The sequence below is a fragment of the Listeria sp. SHR_NRA_18 genome (assembly GCF_003856515.1).
Lineage (GTDB): Bacteria > Bacillota > Bacilli > Lactobacillales > Listeriaceae > Listeria_A > Listeria_A newyorkensis.
In genome coordinates, this window is sequence record NZ_QPKR01000003.1 from 255,399 (window position 1) to 274,742 (window position 19,344).

The following is a 19,344-nucleotide window of genomic DNA, read 5'->3' on the forward strand; positions in this document are numbered from 1 at the left end:
TAGAATTTTACTGATAAATAGAGCACGATTTGTCATTTTTGATTGCGATTAAGGTTTGGTAACCGCCTATAAATTGGTGTACATCTGCAATATCAAGCGCTATATAGCTAACCAATTCCAACTTACTATTAAACTCCGCGATGCCCTTACCATCAAATCCAAAACAGCTATTGTCATAATAATACGACCAATCATAATACGTAGGAACCTTGTAGCGCTCGCCCTGATTCGTTGCCAGATTATACTTCAAACAACAATTGCCATACTCGTCGCCATAATAAAAAATAAGCAAATTCTCTTTCCCGTCAAAGCAAAGCGAATTCCCGTCCACCATCGAATGCCAGAATTGATCGGCTAGCACTCTTTCCATTTTATTACGAATCCCACTTTAGCAACACATAACAGCTGAATCCATTTGACGCCTTATCCGAATCCTCATGAAATACCCCTTCTTCGGTGTACAACAAATAAGCATCGCCATTGACCACCAAAAAATCTGCTAGCCCATAACCCACAGTCGCGTGATTCGTGCCATTTTTACTCAGCTTCAAAATATAATCATCGTCATCCAGCCAATCACCGACAATGAGAAATACCTCTCCAGCCTCCGTTAAAATAGCATTCCATACTGTAAAAGCTCGCGGATCATAAGGGTACGGAAACTCCAAACGTTGCTTACCATATAAGATTTCCAGCGTGCCATTCGTGATAGTATAAGAAGCTGGACCACCGCCATGTTCGGAATACAGATAGAATTCATTCTCTAGTAACACTTTATTAGTGATTTTCATTGTGCCTTTCCCTCCTTAGAAGCTCTCCTTGAATCAAATTGAAAAATCTCCTCCAAATTAAGATTATCATACCCTCTTACAATGGCTTTATTAACAACTAGCGTCTTCTCCTTAGAACCAAACCTCTCCTGCCAGTACAGCGCCATTGGCTGATTTTCCGGAAATTTATTAATACGCTCTAAAAATTTTTCATACATCTCTAAATTATCAGGAATCGCAGTTTTCTTATTCCTTGTCATACAATCCAACCGCGCCAAATTTTCTGCTTTTATTCCGCCCTTTATTGTTTTTATAACACCGATAGCACTTGGTTTTCTGCCATCACTGAGCGCTACAAAATAGGATGTACCTCTTCTCGGCTTGAATAATTTTTTGGCAGAATCACCTTTTTGAGGAAGAAACAGAATATCACCTTGATTTCCGTAGCTATGGAGTTCGAGTGAATATATGCTAACCAAAATTTTATCGTATCGAATCATTATGTACCTCCTGAATTTATACTGTGCGTTAACTCAAATTCTCAAATTTAGAACCAGCTATCTCAATCTCATCAGCCTCAATCAGCAATAGGCCTTCCATGAACTCTAATGTGAAATTAAATTTAGCGTCAAATCCATCGTAAAAGCGGTCTCTAGCTTTGATTAACAAGCTTTGATGCTCCGAATCACCATAAACTATGGACAACAATTCCCGCTTTTCGCCATACTCATAATTACTCGTAGCATAACGACTGTCCTCATATCCATTTACAAAATAAAACGCACTGGCTTTCCTAAAAATAACATTCACCTTCACACCATTATCAGGATATACGAGATTCAGTTCGATTCTATTTAGCAGAATATCGATGCTATGGCTTTCAATCAAAGCTTCTTCTATACCGTTCAATGCTTTAAGCAGCTGCATGTTACACCTCCGAATACTCTCATTTTTCTGTTTGCTTTTTCCACTCTGCATACTTACTAAGATTACCCATAATCAAACCCAAGTAAGTATCTTAGGCACCACATATACCACAGTTGCAATAAAAAACAGACACACAACGAGCAACGAAGCCATTTTCCTTCGTGTTTTATAAATTTTCGTCTTGTAAATAACAAGCATAACAACTACTATTACAAAATTGACTATTAACGCCATCAAACTCGCTTCTTGATACAATTTTGCCACTCCCTTCATCTACAAAAATATCACTACACTCACAGTAATCAGCAACCAAAACGTGAATAATACGCCCCAAAAACTTTTCCATTTCTCGTTTTTAAAATTCACTAACATGAGACATGCACTTACAATAAATACGTAGAGAAAATCGTTTATAAGCTCAATCATGATTCACCTCTCCTTTGGCGCACAGTCACCTTCATCCACCAAACACCGCCTTACCACTCTCCCATGCATTTTTTAATAGCACAGGCCCTAGACCTAGAAAAAACACCACGCCTATCATTTTTTTAATAATGGAAGTTTTGCTATCAAGTACAATAATCCCACCAACCAAATATAAAATAAATCCCCACATGCTTCATGACTCCTTTGCGTCACTCATAATAAATAAAAGTATCCACCACATACTTGGCATAAGCCCCAACAATCAACAAAAATACACAAATCGAGCTGAGGGTTAGCCACTTAGTATGTCCGTAGGCTTTCATTGCAAAATAAAGTACCACAGTGACCAAAAACAGAAGTAAAAACACCGCAAAATAAACAAAACGATATATATTTGAAAACTCCATTTCCCACCTGCCTCGACGTTATATTGTTACATAAAAACCTAGACCAACGATTAGTAGCCATACACCCAACATGATATACGAAACTCCTCTATCAAGAGCACCCCATTTAAATTTCTTAATACCTATTAAAACTAGTATCATAATCATCAATAACAAATGTATGGCTATATTAAACAATGAATCCAAAGCTATCTACCACCGCCTGCCTATTCTATAAAACAAGCCCTCCTCAAAAATCGAGAAGAGCCTGCTCCCATCTTACCTCGTTTGCTTCCGCAGTTTCTGCATCATATCTTGCTCAACGCTACCGCCAAATCGAACCGCAATAATGTCTTCTTTTTTAATCCAGCAAGTGCCATCCAGACGTCCTTCATCGGTGACCAGGCTGACTTCCAAGCCTTCATAGTCATTTTCCGCGATAATCCCTGCGACTTGAGCCTCGTCTCCCAGGATTTCGATACCCGCGATTTCCTCATTTTGATACACATGATCCACCGCAATTTCGAATAGCGAATGCTTTTTGTTTGGCACTTTATTAAAGAACGCCGGACTTTTCGGTTGGCCTAGCTGCTTCGCGAGTAATTCTGCGGTTTTCAGAAAAGCCGTGTCGATTTCGATGCGATACACCATTTCCAGCGGCAGCACGACAAACCCTTCCTCATAACCATCCGCGCGCCTTGCACGGAACATGACGTCGCTTGCAGTGAGCGCTTCGATGTACCCCGCCTCGAAATAATCGGCCTCGCGAACCCTATAGATAGCCACGAGTTTCTGCTCCTGTTGGCATTTTAGTAAACGTTCATACATGAATTTTGTAGACATTTTTGTTCCTCCTTGTTATTTTTAAATTGCTAGAAAAGGACGTAAAACCTATAAATAAACAAGATTACATACGCCGGAAAACACACAAATACAGTGACCAAAGTTAAGATAAACTGGATCTTCAAGCCTTTTTTCCCAAATCTAAAACTCACTATAAACGCGACGGCTAGGATCGCGCACAGTATTAGCAGTAATATCCTTAATGTATCCAGCACGTTCCCCTCCGTGACTAAGCCATTTGTCGATTTTCAGAAAAAGAAAAGTGCAAAGAACACAAACAATAGTTCCACTGAAATCAGCGTGTATAGTAATGATTTAAATTTACCGCCCCTGTAAGCAATAAGCGCACATCCCAGCAGTAACAGCATCAGAATCGATATTGCACCGTTTAAATACGACATAATCCGTCTCCTTTGGTAGTTTAGAAGCTGTAGTAGCTTTTATGAAACGATTCCACGGTATGCATACACAGAATAATATATATATACGTCATATTAAATTAATATGCGGTTTGCTCCTACAGGTATTCCAGTTTCGCCTTAGCTCATTGCTCTCACGCAGATTGCAGGCTTTGAAGATTTAAACAAATAATTCACTAATCGAGTACCAGATATAAACACCATATGCTGCCAATACTACACCAAATACTACAATGGTATATAATGTTTTAACTTTTTTTGGTTTATATTTTAGGAATAATAGGAAATATATTAAAATAAGCACGTTTATTAATAATAAAAAGAGTAACATATCAAACATCTTCAACCTCCATTTAACTTAATATAAAAAGTAAGATGCTATAAGAGTAGACACAAACATCACTACACATATTATTTGAAGCACATTTTCTAACACTTTATTCAATTTCAGTTTTCCGATTAGGCTAAAAAGACAGAGAATATTGGCCAGTAATATAAAGCCTATGGTAACTTCTAGTATTGATTTAGTGATGGAATTCTTTGAAATATAATACAGTACTGTGATTATAATTAGCGCTAAGCATAAACCTACTCTCCAAAATTTCCAAGTGGCATGAATATTTCTTTTTTCTGTGTGCGACACCATTATACCTCCCCTTCTAATAAATTTATGGTAGGGAAGCATAAAACTTCCCTACCTATCACTCTTTAATCAAAATATATTATCGAATCTTTTTCATAATTTTTTTATAATGTCTCTTCGCTAATTTCCTGTAACTCTTACCTGCTCTCCAATCTAATTTAGTCTTCAAATGTTGTTTGGGATTTTTTCTAAGAGATTTGTAGTGGGAGCTTACTGTATACCTTAAAGTTTTAAGGTTATTTACTACTCTCTTATTGAACTTCATATTTTTATTTTTAGGTCTCTTCTTAAAAACTTTAGCAAATGTCCCTAGCTTTCCTGCCAAACCAAAGACCCTTGCTCCTGTCGTCCACATTAAAGCGTCTCGTCCCCCTACATAAGCCGCCTTTCCTGCCCCCCTCCAAGTTGATTTCTTTCCTTGAATTTTATTCATTATATAATACTTAGCTGCCCCACCAGCAGCACCGCCAAGTGTCGCTGCTGCCCACCATGGCATATTACCATCTGGGTCAATATGCATAACTGGATTGTTATTTGTATAATTATAACCATTCATTGTCTGAGGATCGTCTTCATCTCCAGGATCAGGATCGACACTAATAAAGATACCTTGTTCTGGTTCATAGTAGCGAGCCATCAAATAGTACATACTGATTTCTTCATCATACCTATACCCAGCATAACCAAATGGATTTTGTTTGGCCTCATTAGTGCTTTCCATGAGTTCTAATACATTCCCCCATGCATCATAGCTGTATTCTGCGACTATATCTCCCGCCTCGTTGGTAAGCGCAATGACATCTCCATGCGCATTATAATGATAAAAAATAGTTTTTGCGCCAACTTTCATCGCCATTCTAACATTATTATCTGAGTACACATATTGACGTTGAATTATTCCTGTGCTGTCGGTTTCATATAACACATCAATGCTATCACCATTATAGTAATATCTCGTCGTTTGTCCATTCACTGCTTTTTCAATACGGCGGTTATCGTCATCGTATTTGTAGGTTGCGAATGGTGTTGACTCTCCTTTTTTCGTGATGGCTGTGAGTTGGTCTGCGGTATCCCATGTATAGGTGTATTTACCATCGCTTAAACGGTTACCATTGGTATCGTAGCTTAGCTTATCGCCATTCCATGTTGTTAGTTGGTTACCATCATTATAACTTGCATCGATGGCTTTTGTCTTGCTCGAATCGGTCACTTTTGTGCGGTTACCAAAACCATCATAGGTGTAAGCTTTAACGGTGCCATCTGGAAGTGTTTCTTTGGTTAGTTGGTTAATAGCATCATATTCGTAACTTGTTTTTCCAGCTTTCTTATTATCGATTGTGGTTCGATTACTTGCCGCGTCATATGCGTAGCTTTCTTCAAATAAGCTATCACCAAGTTTGTTTCCTATTTGAATTTCGCGTACTTTTTGTGTGGCGTCATAGTTGAAGTTCGTTCCTACGCCATTTCCGTTGATGTACTGGCTGACATTTCCAAATTCATCGTAATCGATGTAATAATTACGAGAACCATCGTTAAATTTGGTGTTTTGATCTAGGGCGTTATAATCATAGGTTGCTTTGTAATTGTGCGCCCCATGTGATACAACCACTTCATTGATTTTATCCGTTTTCCCTTTGTTATCTTTGCTTGGTTTATCTTTGTATGTCCAGGAAACACTGCCGCCGCGTTCTGTTTGTTTTGTGATACGGTCGGCGTCATCGTAGGCTTTATCTCGTACCATGCCAGACAATGCATCGGTCACTTTTGTTTCATTGCCATTCGGGTCAAATTGGAAACTGAAAGCGGTTTGACCGTTCCATTTCACGCCTGTTGCACGGTCTGCGGAATCATAGATGCTTTCGATGGTGTCGCCGTTTGGTTTCGTGACTTTTGTTTGATTCGCATTGGCATCGTATTCGTAACTGATTTTGCGACCTAGGGCATCTGTGAATTGCGTGACTTTGTTGTCGCTATCGTAGGTGTAACTATTTTGTTGTTCTTTGCCATCTGCCGTTACGAATTTCTCAGTGGTATTGCTGTTGTCATCGTATTTATATGCCACAGCTGTACCGTTCGCCAGTGTTGTTTTCGTCAATTGATTATCGACATTATATTCGAGTTTCTTCGTGTTGCCTTTTTCATCGGTTTCGGTGAGCTTGTTGCCATACACATCATATGTGAAGGCGGATTTACGGTGTTCTTCGTCATAGGACGCGACCACATAGTTCCCCGCGCTATCATACGTGTTCTCCGTCAACACTTCTCCGTCAATCACACGCATATTATCAAACCATGCTTTACCTGTGTGCTTCCCGCGGAATAGCGTCCAGATTTTCAGTCGCGTAATCGGTTTGTCCACGTTCACTGTCACCGCACTACGATTCCACTCATTCGTTCCAGTCGGGAATGGCGCATAGAAGGATTTCGTGACACCATCACTCAATACCGCCTCAGCCAGAATCGCGTAATCGTTCGACAGTTTCTCGCCGCCTTCCGTATTCACTACGTTTTCCGATTTCGACATCGCGGTTACCGTCACGTTTTTCGCCGTCGTTTGGTTCAGCACGATTTCTTGCCCATACTTGCTGTCCACGTCCGTCACTGCTGTGCGCACAATTCGCGCCGAAGAGCCATCCGCAAAGCCTTCCGTGTCGTCAATCGCCAACTTATCCGCGCCTGCCGTCGAACCTCTCCACCAGCCAGTCGCCATCAATTCCGTACCATTTTCAAAACTACTGTTCAACACAGGGTTAAAGTTCGCCGATGCCTCGCCTTTTTCGAGTTGTAAATTATCAAACCACGCCGTTCCTGTCCCGCCAGTGTCTTTATTTTGCTCCACTTCTAGGAAAATGTAGGCTTTCGCGGTCGTTTTCGTGGTTTTAATCGTTAACTGGCGTTTCGTCCACGGACGGTTCGCTTTAATATCGCTGTAACGGTTATTCTGCCACGCTTCGCCATCCGTCACGCGTTTACCCGTCGCGTCATGTAGCTCCACGTTAAAGAACACATTCGTATCCTTCATGTCGCTCGTTTTGATCAGCGCGCTCAGCGTATACGTCGAGTCTGGCTCCAGTTCCACAATCTGCTTTCCAGCCGTAAATCCGCGTCCTGTTGATTTCCCAGTGATTTTCAAGGAAGCCGCGCCACTCACGCCGCCCGGTGCCGATGTTGTTTTGTCGATCGCTACCGTTCCCGTCGCCGTTTGGTACACTTGCGAGAACCACTCCGTCACGACTAAATCCTTCTCAAAACTTGGATTCGCTAAAATATTATTCGCCGTGCTTAGTTCTGCGGTTCCTTTAATCACGTTTCCGTATTTATCATACTGCGAAACCGTCGAGGTCGCGCCGCCTGATTGGTTCGTTTCCGACACCGCATCCGCATCATCGTAGGCTACCGTCGTTGTTTTATTCTCGGTATCCGTCATCGATGTCACGTCATTATTCTCATTATACGTGTAATTCTCCGTCCCATAAGGATCGGTTACCGACGTCACATTCCCGTCCGCGTCATACGTATACGTCTCTTCTTGCCCTTTTGGACTCACTTCTTTGATCAGGTTATTTGCCTCATAGCTCGTCGTCGTGCTCAACTTCAAGCCATCCGCGTCCACAACCACTTTCTCGGGATTTCCCGCCTGATTGTAGGTATAAACCGTCTTCTTACCTTTCGCGTTCACGAGCGTCGCCTCACGCTTCTCAGGCGCATAGCTCTTAACGCACTGTATGGAAATAGCCCTCCTCTGAATTCAAGAAGGGCTATTTCCTATATCTAATTTATTGAGGTACTTCAAAACTAAAAGGATATGGTGCCACCTCAGAATACTTTCCTGTTCACGGTAGCAAAGCCTCTATTCAATAATTTCTGCTTCGTATTCCAACCATTTATCCCACGAAGAATATGATGTTTCAAATTCTTGGTTTTGGAATACCTCACCTGTAATGCAATTAAGAAATACTGGCTCTCCGTCACTTTCCATGGCCACTTGCAAAACGTTATCATCCACTTTTTCTACATAAAGTTCTGCATTATCAGGCCTATCTAAGCTAAGCATCGCAACAGTCGGACCAGCTGGGCTATCAATTTCCCCACCATTATGCTCCAGCAAAAACTCCCTGTACTCAGCGGGTAGTTCAATACCATTAGCACTTTCAAAACTCTTCAACTCGTCTAACACTAAGGGTTCATTCCAGTCTGCTCTCAAATCCATTTTTCTCTCCCTCAAAGTAGTAGTATTCAAATCTTTATTTAAACTACCACCTAAATAGGAGTGTCCCAATATCATCTTCTCTAACCACGAATATATGTTTTCATATTCCGCAACTACATCCATTTTATTGTGATGATAACTGACATTCTTATCTTTAATCTCAACAACTCTTTCCTTGTCAGTGAGCAGGTATAGTGTATCGTACTTCACAGATTTTCCAATTACGAAAAATCTGTCCGGCATCCATGATAATGATGTAATTTCCTCTATACCAACTGGTTGCAGTTCCTTCTCCTCTAACGTCATCCCTTTATATTTTCTCTTGTGTCCAGGGATAACAATGTCATTGAACAATATAGCCCCATTAGAAAACTCTAAGAGTAATTTCTTAAATGGTTCTGGCAACTCATCCTTAGTATATAAATACCATTCCCTTAAATTTTTTTGATATGCTTCCAATTCCTCTAAACTGAGTGGTGGTGAGAGATATGTTTCATATTCCGAATCAGAAATTGGTCCGTATAGTACACCTTGCCAAGGTGTTTCAAGTTTTGAAGCTCCATATAATTCTTCTAGTAGATTTTTTAGATGGTTAAACATAATTTATGCACCTCAAGTAATAAATTTCATAGCATGCATATGTACAGTATGTCCTCCTCATTCAAGGAGAACATACTTATTCTGGTTCTAATGATTACCCACAAAGGCACTGCGAGCTATACTCTTACGCTGTTTGATGGCTCCCACACCGCATGCTACTATCTAGTCTTTAGTTCTCCTAAATGTTAACAAAATATAAGTAGGGATAACCCTATGAGTCATATCTATAATCTATCACAATTGATGGCTAAAAACGCTTCGTTACCACCCACTCCCCATACTAAACAACTGGCACCATTAGAAATTGTATAAGCTTTCTCTTCGCTATTATACAGACCTTCCTTGTATAAAAATATTCTATTAACCCCACCATCTTCACTTCCCATTTCAGCAAACTCATACAAGTCTCTTAACTCTTTTTTCTTAACACTATTAAAAGTATATACAGAATTATCTTGGTTGTACTGATGTTCACTCTCAATATCTCGAGAAAAAGACTCCTCAAGATAGTCTGGGTTATTTTGAAAAACAAAACTCTGACTATTTTCACCATACATAGAAAATAGTAATTGGTACCTATCATATTCAGATGAGAAGGTAATTTTGTATAATTCGCTTACACCCCGTAATGCATAAATTTTTTCAAAATCTCCAATTTCTATTTTCTTTTTAAACATCTTAGTCTCTACAAGGTCGTTACTTTCTAATGTTTCTTCATCTAACCAATTTTTCCAAAATGTGTTTACATTCCCGTTATCTATACAGGCTGTATTATTTGTGACTATAGCCTCCGCTAGAGTTTGGAAGAAAACGGAATCACTTGGCATACTATTGGCTGCAATATCTGGGTGTTCCCACTCTAATGTTGAATAGACTAACGGAATTTGTTTAGTTTCGCTTATTTCAAATAACTCTTTGGAGCTAAGCCAGAGGCTATCAGGATTTTGATTAAACACTAACCTCACCAGACTAACGCCTGCCATATTTTCTGTAGCAACATCAATAGCCTCAACAGCTTTCTTACTAATATCTACTTTAATGGGCTCGCCTTTTGCGTAGACAGTTACCGTCCCTTTTTCCTCTCGACTCATCAAATCTAACAAATGATCATCTGAAACATCTCCAGACAAAGAAAGTAATTCATCATATCCCATTATCAAACCTTCTTCATCAATTCCATTTCCGTATGCATATATGTTACTAACAGCATATGAAGAGTAGCCAACTATTTCAAAAAACAAAGCCCATTCAGTTTCCTCTTGATAGAGAGAAACCTTGCAGCAGGCTAGTGGATGATTAGCATTATCCAGCATCGGAAAATCATCATCCTTAGCATATGCATCCCATTTTTCTAAAAGTTTTTTCTTATCCATATAACATCACCTACCTGCGTAATTTAAATTTTTTATATCTGTTTACTTGTGCACCTTGTTTTGATGAGCATTTTGTGCAATGTGGATAAAATCTCTGTTTTCTTCCCCCTGCTAGTGCATTAGGTGGCTGATGATCGGCTATAAATCTACCAGATTTAGTCCCAGATTTCATAGCACCACAACTATGGCAGCCACTTTTACGAGCTATAGACTCAAGTTGCGCTCTTGGTCCTTTATTTAATCTAGAGCTCTTACTCTTGGCTGGTATAGAACCATTTGCATGACGTCCTGGAGTCATATAATTTTTTCTCACTTTAAAAGCCGGCTTAAGTTTTCCAATATATTTCACACCGCTACTTGCTTTTCTTAGTAATTTGAACTTTCCACCACCCATAGCTCCCTTGGCTGCGGCCCAACCTGCTTTTTTCCAACTCTTATATTTTTTATATGACTTATATCCATCATATATCGCAAATCCAGCATTGATTGTAAGCCATATCCAGTGACCATCTGGATCAATATGCATAACAGGATTATTTTGGGCATAGTTATAGCTATTCATGGTTAACGGGTCATCTTCATCACCTGGATCTGGATCCACACTGATAAAGACACCTTGTTCTGGTTCATAATAACGAGCCATCAAGTAGTACATACCGATTTCTTTGTCGTACGTATATCCAGCATAGCCGAACGGGTTTTGTTTGGCTTCATTGGTTGTTTCGGTTGCTTGTAGGACATTGCCCCATGTATCGTAGCTGTATTCTGCCACCAAGTCGCCTGCTTCATTCGTCAGGGCAACCACATCGCCATGCGCGTTGTAGTGATAGAAGACTGTTTTTGTACCAACTTTCATTGCCATGCGAACGTTACTATCAGAATAGACATATTGGCGTTGCACCGTTCCTGCACCGTCTGTTTCATACAGCACATCAATACTATCGCCATCGTAGTAATACTTGGTTGTTTGTCCATTGACTGTTTTTTCAATACGACGGTTATCGTCATCGTATTTATACGTGGCGAATGGTGCTGTTTCGCCTTTTTTCGTAATGGCTGTTAGCTGGTCTGCGGTGTCCCATGTATACGTGTATTTCCCATCACTTAGGCGATTTCCATTTGTATCGTAAGTTAGTTTGTCGCCATTCCACATGGTTAGTTGGTTACCATCATTATAACTTGCATCGATAGCTTTTGTCTTGCCTGAATCTGTCACTTTTGTGCGATTGCCAAAACCATCGTAGGTGTAGGCTTTGACGGTACCATCTGGTAGTGTTTCTTTGGTCAGCTGGTTGATCGCGTCATATTCGTAACTGGTTTTACCCGCTTTCTTATTGTCAATCGTGGTTCGGTTACTTGCTGCATCATAGGTGTAACTTTCTTCAAAAAGACTATCGCCCAGCTTGTTTCCGATTTGAATTTCGCTTACTTTTTGCGTCGCATCATAGTTGAAGTTCGTTCCAACACCGTTCCCATTGATATATTGGCTGACGTTTCCAAATTCATCGTAATCGAGATAATAGTTACGAGAACCATCGTTAAATTTGGTATTTTGGTCCAAAGCATTGTAATCATACGTTGCTTTATAATTATGCGCACCATGAGAAACGATGACTTCATTGATTTTGTCGGTTTTTCCTTTATTGTCTTTGCTTGGTTTGTCTTTATATGTCCAGGAAACACTACCCCCACGCTCGGTTTGTTTGGTGATGCGATCGGCGTCGTCATATGCTTTATCGCGTACCGTACCAGATAGGGCGTCGGTCACTTTTGTTTCATTGCCATTCGGGTCAAATTGGAAACTGAAAGCGGTTTGACCATTCCATTTCACGCCTGTTGCACGATCGGCCGAGTCGTAGATGCTTTCGATGGTGTCGCCGTTTGGTTTCGTGACTTTAGTTTCATTCCCATTGGCGTCGTATTCGTAGCTGATTTTGCGACCTAAGGCATCTGTAAATTGCGTGACTTTGTTGTCGCTATCGTACGCGTAACTATTTTGTTGTTCTTTGCCATCTGCCGTTACGAATTTCTCTGTGGTATTGCTGTTGTCATCATACTTGTAGGCAACCGCTGTCCCATTCGCCAGCGTTGTTTTCGTCAATTGATTATCGACGTTATACTCGAGTTTCTTCGTGTTGCCTTTTTCATCGGTTTCAGTAAGTTTATTGCCATATACATCATACGTGAAGCTCGTTTTGCGATTTTCCTCGTCATAGGAAGCCACAACGTAATTGCCACTCGCGTCATACGTGTTTTCCGTCATCACTTCGCCGTCTAAAATACGTACGTCGTCAAACCAAGCTTTTCCTGTCGCACTGTTTTGGAACATCGTGGACAACATCACCGTTTGAATCGGTTTCTTCGCTTTCACCACCACCGCGCTTCGATTCCAATCGTTGGTGCCTAGCGGGAATTTCGCACGGACATATTCGTTGGTGCCATCGGTGTACCTTACATCGGCCCATAGCGCGTAGTCATCGCTTAACTTGCTGGTACCACTTGCTTTGGCGTTCTCCGATTTCGACATACCGGTAATCGTCACGGCTTTGGCTGTCGTCTGGTTCAATGCCACGGTTTGTCTCAAAAAGGCATTGGCTTCTGCGCTCGTTTTGCGTTCATGAAGCACCGAACTATTGCCACTGAATCCTTCTTCGTCCGTGATACGCATCGCGGTTAAGGCGCTATTTCCTGCGCGTACCCAGCCATCCGCCGTCAGCTCTGTACTCTTCTCGACGCTGTTATTTACTAGTGGATTGTAGGTTGACGCAATACTGCCTTTTTCCAGTTGCACATTGTCATACCAAACGGTGCCTTTTCCTTTGCTGCCAACCGTTTGCTCACTATCCAAGTACACCAAAACTTTGTTAGTTTCTTTTGTGGTCGTAAAAGTCAGTTGACGCTTCACCCAGCCCCTATTTCCTTGAATCGAAGCCGCTCGATTGGAATTCCATACCGCACCATCTGTCACGTCTTTACTGGCCGCTGTTTGGGAGCGTGTAATCAGAATCGCGTCCGCATTTGCCATATTTGCAGTCTTGATATAGGCACTCAGCGTGTACGTCGTTTCTGGCTCGACATCCACATATTGCGTCGCTGCGGTGTAGCCTTTTTCCGTATTGGCACCTTCACTCGTAATCTTAACCGCGCCGCTTCCGCCTAGAGCTCCCGGTGCTTTTTCGGCACTATCAAAACTCAAGCCGCCCGTCGCATTGCTCTGAATCATTTTCCAATTCGTAAGCGCGGTGCCACTTTCAAAACCACTGTTCAGTAGTAAATTCCCAGCGACGGACAAATCGCCACTTCCACTTATTGGATTCCCGTATGCATCGTATTGCGTCACCGAAGACATATTTGCTTCCGTTTGGGTTGTCTCGGATACCGCATCCGCACCACTGTAAGCTGTGGTTGTTTCGCGATTCTCCGTGTCTGTTGCAGAAATCACGTCATTATTCTCATTATACGTATAATTCTCCGTCCCATAAGGATCGGTCACCGACGTCACATTCCCGTCCGCGTCATACGTATACGTCTCTTCTTGCCCTTTTGGACTTACTTCTTTGATCAGGTTATTTGCCTCATAGCTCGTCGTCGTGCTCAACTTCAAGCCATCCGCGTCCACAACCACTTTCTCGGGATTTCCCGCCTGATTGTAGGTATAAACCGTCTTCTTGCCTTTCGCGTTCACCAGCGTCGCCTCACGCTTCTCAGGCGCATAGCTCAGCGTCGTCGCTTTACCCACTGGATCCGTCACCTTCACCAGTTTCTTATCTGTGTATGCGTACGTTGTCTGATACGGCGTCGCTTCCGTGTGCTTCGGATCATAAATCGCCGTCAACAAGCCATCCGTGTAGCCATAACGATACGCCTTCCCGCGCGGTGTCGTCGATGCCGTCAACTGCTTCTGCGCATCATACGTAAACGTCACATCACGGTTTTCCGGTCCTGTCACCTTCGAAATCTGCGCACCGTTGTAAGTCACGCTCACCTTCCGACCAGACGCATCCGTGATCCCCGTCAACTTCCCACTCGCGTAGGTATACGTCAACACGTTCCCATTCGGATCCTTCTCCGTCAAAAGTTGTCCCGCCGCGTTAAACGCCACTTCAGATTTATCCTGCTCCACCATCAAAAAGCCCGTCGCAGTTTTCGTCAGTTCGCTATAAACACCCGCAGGCGCCTCATACGTCGTGCCCGTTTTCATAAACAATTGCGTTTTATTATCGGATTCATACAACATGACATCGCCATTTGCCTGTTCTGCGACGCGCGTTTCCAGCGTACTCGTCCAGCCTTTTCCGAACAATCCGACTTGGTCATTCTGGCTATTAAACGTTCGGCTAATATTAATGCTCGGTCCGCGTCCTTCAAGCTCGAAATCTGTCTCGCTAAACAAGAAATTTCCATTTGTCGCATTGACTTCGCCGCCAATAACAGGAATCGATGTCCAATAATCCACCATGCCTTGCTGCGAACCAACAAGTGGAATCGTCGGCTTATAAATTCCAGAAATGGCGCTGATCGCTTGTTTTCCAGTTTTTGTGTAGGCCTTCACTCGGAAAGCGTAGGTTTTCAAATGACCTAATGTCCCGCCAGAATTGGTATACACAGGTGACGGATCTTGCGCTAATTCCGCACCCTTTCCATCCGTATGCAATGCCCAACCGCCAGCTGCAATCTCTGCATTTGTCGGCCATAGCCCTTTATTCTGCGTCGTCCAACTCGTCTTATTTCCAACATCAAATTCGACATCCTTTTTCCCGTCGAACATCGTCACGATATACCCTTCCGCATTCGCAACAGGTGCCCAGTTTACCTGTACATAGCCTGTATTCGTACCCGCCAAGTTGGCATAAGCCTTACCTGTCGGTGCTGCCGGCGTCTCGATTGGCATATACACATCCGTAACATCTGATGTCGGGCTATCCCCACCTGGGAATGTCGCTAAAACACGTACGATATAGCTCTGTCGATTCCGGTAATCCGCGGTACTACCTGCTTGATAGCCATTGTCGTAGAGCTCTCGTGGATCATTCGCGAACTCCGAACCTTTTCCATCCGTATGGAACTCAAAGTCACCTTCCTCCATTTCCGCCTGTGTCGGGAATATTTTCTTCCCTTTCGATGTCCAAGTGGTCACATTCCCAACTGGGATATGCTCATAATTGTAACCATTCCAAATCAATAGTCGGTATCCCGTCGCGCCCGGCACCGCATTCCACGTCAAGTCCATGTACCCCGTGCCAGTACCCGGTCCATTCGAATACGTTTTCGCAACCGCTTTTTCCGGTTTTGCATACGTATACGTCACTTCCAAATACGGCACATTCGTACCCGTTTCCGTCGCTGTGAACTTTTTCCAGAAACCTTGCGTGTTCGTCGTGTGCATCATGAAGCCGTAGTTCACCCGCGTGCCCTGCGCCCATGCCTGCACCGTATCTTTCACGTTAAAACTGGCCCACTGATCACGTCCAACATTCGTCTCCGCAATATTCGTCGCTGTCGGTTTCGTATTCCACGTCACCGCACCCGGCGTCCAGGCACTCTTCACCTCATCCAATTTCACCAAGTTCGGCGATGCTGGATAGTAATGCCATTTTGCATACGCCTTAAACGTCGCCGATTCAATCGAAGCCTTCGCGAGCGACGACACATCTGGCTTAATATACGCGTAATTAATCCCCGTCGTGCCATCATATTGACCAACCGACAACGTATACTCGCCCTGACCCGCGTCCCACAACTTGCTTCCCGAATAATTCGCCGTCGGGTAAGCACTCGCAATATGCGCATCCGTCACCTTTTTCAACTGCACACTCGGATCAATATACACCGGATACACCCGGTCCGGCGCCTTCAACCAGTCCGCATCCGCCACCACTTGCAACGAATAAACCGTACTCGTCAACGCCTCCAGCTTGAATTCCACCGCATCCGAACTCACCGCGATGCCCGATTTATCATCGATTTTCGAGTCCGACATCACCGGCTTCGGCAATTCAAAAACCACCGCGCCCTTGCGATTCGTAAAGCTGATCGAGCCGTCCTCCAATTGTTCCACTTTCAATTTCGTGTCCAATCGGAAATTATACGTATTAAATCCATTATATTCACTAACCACGATGTCTTCCTTCACAGACGTGTTAAAATGCAAATTCCGCAAATCCGTGTTCGGTAACACCTCTTTAAATCGCGCTTCATTGCCGTCGACGCTCGCTTCCACGTCCGTCACAGCCGTTTTTTCCTTCTCACCTTCCGCAGATTCAAAACCAAACGTAATCGCTTCGTTTCCCTCTCCAAAAGTACTATATTTCCCTTTTTCCATCCTCGGTAGGAATTGCGCTTGGATTTCCGTCCGTTCCGCCTCAATAACGTCCTCATCCGTCGTCACCAAGTCGTTCGAAACCCGCTCCCACTCGCCATCTTCCTTCACATTCACCGGCTCCGTAAAAATCTGTTTCGTGAAAGAACCGTTCTGATTATCATACACAATCTCATTCTCCGTGCGTTCCTCGACCAATTCCACCGGCTTCGCTTCCGCCGTCGTTTTCGGTGTTGGTGCCACATCTCCCTTTGTTTCCTCCGCGCGTGGCTCAAATGCTGGCAATGTTGAAATAACCAATGCAAAAACCAACCACACTAACAATCCCTTTTTAAGCAAAATCTTCATGTAAAAACTCCTCCGCTTTTTGTATTTTTTCTTACCATCTCATTTTGGTGAACGCTTTCACCAAACTCCAAGATATCATATCGATTATTGGAAAACAATGCTTTTTATCGTTTTTTTCTAAAAAATTATTCTTTTCTAGTATTTCTAACTATAAATTTACTCAATTCAGCTATACTCCCCATAAAGCCCTCCAAGACGGCATCCCCACCTTTCCTGATCTCTTACCCATTATACGAACAAATGTTTGTTTTGTAAATACCAAAAGTCTCCCAAATTGAAATTGATACTTTTGATACCGATGTAAATTCTATCACAAAAAATAATCGAAAAACCGTTTTAGTCCTAAACGCTTGTTTTTTGGTCCTGAACGCCGATACCCACCCTAAATATTGGATATTATCCCCTCATATGAAACAAGGCGTTTCCCACATGAAACATATTCCAACTCACTGAAACATCAACCCAATTCACCAAATCATATTTACATCCGACCCGAAACCGTTTACATTTAATCTATACAGAAAGCTCGCAAAACTGCTTTCTAATCAAGCTCGATAATTTTTCGGAGGTGCATTATGCAACACAAAACGTTAAAACCATTCCCAAAGGATTTTCTTTGGGGCTCGGCGTCTGCGGCTTATCAGGTCGAAGGTGCTTGGGACACAGAGGGTAAAGGCCCGTCTGTCTGGGATGAATTTGTCCGCATTCCTGGCAAAACTTTTAAAGGAACGAACGGCGATGTGGCAGTCGATCACTATCACCGTTTTAAAGAGGACGTTGCGCTGATGGCTGAACAAGGTCTGAAGGCTTACCGGTTCTCCATCGCGTGGAGTCGTATCTTCCCGAAAGGCCACGGCGAAGCAAACGAAGCTGGTCTCGCGTTTTACGACGCACTCGTTGATGAGCTCGTAGCAAACAACATTACGCCGGTTATCACGCTTTACCATTGGGATATTCCGCAAGCCATTCAAGATGAGTACGGCGGCTGGGAATCGCGTCGCATCATCCAAGATTTCACCGATTACGCTGAGGTTTGCTTCAAGCGCTACGGCGATCGCGTCAAATACTGGGTGACGCTGAACGAACAGAACGTCTTCATCTCGCACGGCTACAAATTGGCGCTACACCCGCCCGGCCTGACCGACGACAAACGGATGTTCCAAGCGAATCACATTGCCAACCTCTCCAACGCATCAGCCATCGCAAAATTCCGCGAACTAGGCATGGACGGCAAAATCGGCCCAAGTTTTGCCTACGGACCGAATTACGCGATTGACGGCAAACCGGAGAACGCGTTAGCGGCTGATAACAGCGAGGAATTCAACGCGCACCTTTGGATGGACGTCTACACATGGGGCGAATATCCGATCGCGGTTTGGAATTGGCTCGAGGAAAACGGTTTTGCACCGGAAGTTGAACCTGGCGACACCGAACTTCTCAAAAAAGGAAAACCGGATTTCATGGGCGTCAATTATTACCGCACAATGACGAACGCGGCGAACCCGCTGGATGGTGTTGGCGTTGGTAAAATGAATACGACCGGTGAAAAAGGCTCTACACAAGAGAGCGGACTTCCTGGCGTTTACCGTCATGTTAATAATCCATACCTTGAAAAAACCAACTGGGATTGGGATATCGATCCGACCGGTCTTCGCGTTGGCCTTCGCCGTATCGCGAGTCGTTACCGTTTACCGATACTTATTACTGAGAACGGGCTCGGCGAATATGATACATTAGAAGAAGGAAACGAAATCCATGACGAGTACCGCATCGACTACATTCGCGCCCATTCCATTGCGATTCAAGAAGCAATTACCGATGGCGTGGAAATGCTTGGCTACTGCACATGGTCGTTCACAGATCTACTCAGCTGGCTCAACGGCTATCAAAAACGTTACGGCTTCGTCTATGTAGACCGTGATGAAAATGATGAAAAAGAGTTAGCACGATACAAAAAAGACAGTTTCTATTGGTATAAAAAGACGATTGAAGAAAATGGGGCAAATTTGATTAAAGAGTAAAATTGGGAGTCAGGTTTGCGAGGCGTACCCCAAATGCGTTTCGCAAACTTGGTTACACT

At 43.1% G+C, this 19,344-nt stretch carries 11 protein-coding genes and 1 pseudogene; 1 reads left to right on the plus strand and 11 read right to left on the minus strand.

Going from position 1 to position 19,344, the window contains the following annotated elements; all coding sequences use genetic code 11:
* Positions 1-7 precede the first annotated feature (7 nt).
* The 11 genes and pseudogenes from DUK53_RS06770 to DUK53_RS06810 form a co-directional block, all read right to left on the minus strand.
* Positions 8-370, minus strand: a complete 363-nt coding sequence (locus tag DUK53_RS06770) for a hypothetical protein (protein WP_036132485.1) — start codon at positions 368-370, stop codon at positions 8-10.
* A gap of 4 nt (positions 371-374) precedes the next feature.
* Positions 375-791, minus strand: coding sequence for a hypothetical protein (locus DUK53_RS06775; protein ID WP_036132483.1), 417 nt, complete (start codon positions 789-791; stop codon positions 375-377).
* Complete coding sequence (locus DUK53_RS06780) at positions 788-1,270, minus strand: hypothetical protein (RefSeq protein ID WP_036132480.1); 483 nt, start codon at positions 1,268-1,270, stop codon at positions 788-790. Before DUK53_RS06780 ends, DUK53_RS06775 begins: the two co-directional genes overlap by 4 nt.
* 28 nt (positions 1,271-1,298) lie before the next feature.
* Entirely contained in the window at positions 1,299-1,697 is a 399-nt protein-coding gene (locus DUK53_RS06785; RefSeq protein ID WP_036132474.1) for a YxiG family protein, read from the minus strand.
* A 273-nt stretch (positions 1,698-1,970) separates the two neighbouring features.
* Complete coding sequence (locus DUK53_RS17460; RefSeq protein WP_156110604.1) at positions 1,971-2,123, minus strand: hypothetical protein; 153 nt, start codon at positions 2,121-2,123, stop codon at positions 1,971-1,973.
* 31 nt (positions 2,124-2,154) lie between these two features.
* Entirely contained in the window at positions 2,155-2,313 is a 159-nt protein-coding gene (locus DUK53_RS17465) for a hypothetical protein (RefSeq protein ID WP_156110603.1), read from the minus strand.
* A gap of 475 nt (positions 2,314-2,788) precedes the next feature.
* Positions 2,789-3,352: a hypothetical protein gene (locus DUK53_RS06790; protein WP_036132468.1), complete on the minus strand. Its 564-nt coding sequence runs from the start codon at positions 3,350-3,352 to the stop codon at positions 2,789-2,791.
* 1,141 nt (positions 3,353-4,493) lie between these two features.
* Positions 4,494-8,126 (minus strand): annotated as a pseudogene (locus tag DUK53_RS06795) (RHS repeat domain-containing protein); the annotation flags it as partial.
* A 138-nt stretch (positions 8,127-8,264) separates the two neighbouring features.
* A complete protein-coding gene (locus DUK53_RS17790) occupies positions 8,265-9,224 on the minus strand; it encodes an SMI1/KNR4 family protein (RefSeq protein ID WP_036132461.1) in 960 nt (319 codons plus the stop codon).
* Between the two features lie 224 nt (positions 9,225-9,448).
* The gene (locus DUK53_RS06805) at positions 9,449-10,597 is read right to left on the minus strand and encodes a DUF7003 family protein (RefSeq protein WP_036132460.1); all 1,149 of its coding nucleotides are present in this window, start codon (positions 10,595-10,597) and stop codon (positions 9,449-9,451) included.
* A 10-nt stretch (positions 10,598-10,607) separates the two neighbouring features.
* A complete protein-coding gene (locus DUK53_RS06810; RefSeq protein WP_052164972.1) occupies positions 10,608-17,264 on the minus strand; it encodes a DNRLRE domain-containing protein in 6,657 nt (2,218 codons plus the stop codon).
* A gap of 575 nt (positions 17,265-17,839) precedes the next feature.
* On the opposite strand from DUK53_RS06810, the gene DUK53_RS06815 reads away from it, so the two are divergent.
* On the plus strand, positions 17,840-19,285 hold the full coding sequence (locus DUK53_RS06815; RefSeq protein WP_036132458.1) for a glycoside hydrolase family 1 protein: 1,446 nt from the start codon (positions 17,840-17,842) through the stop codon (positions 19,283-19,285).
* Positions 19,286-19,344: the final 59 nt, after the last annotated feature.